Origin of the sequence: Bacillus pretiosus, from assembly GCF_051294775.1 — a bacterium.
GTDB classification, from domain to species: domain Bacteria; phylum Bacillota; class Bacilli; order Bacillales; family Bacillaceae_G; genus Bacillus_A; species Bacillus_A wiedmannii.
On record NZ_JBPPHF010000382.1, the window covers coordinates 1 to 292 of the forward strand.

General features: G+C 28.4%; 1 protein-coding gene. It reads left to right on the forward strand.

Annotated elements, in window-relative coordinates; translation table 11 throughout:
- On the forward strand, positions 1-292 hold a 292-nt coding region (locus ACSG5Z_RS31365; RefSeq protein WP_435712902.1), incomplete at both ends, for an O-antigen ligase family protein.

Below are 292 nucleotides of genomic sequence, written 5' to 3' on the forward strand. Positions count from 1 at the left end.
TTAGAAATATTCTCAGTATTTTGGATAAACGGGATAGGTTTTTATAGTTTTTATGAAACATTAAATGAGTATGGGATATATTCCCTTTTTGGTTCGAAGTGGCCACATCCCCATAATTTATTTTTAGATTTAATTGTGACCCTTGGATTATCTGGAATTATTATCTATTCTATGCTCTTATTCAATCTAATCAGATCTATATATTCATTGAATAAGAGCAAAATTGCAAAGCATCAATATGGCATAGTAATTTTAGCTATTATGATAGGTGCATTTATGCATGATTTTATAG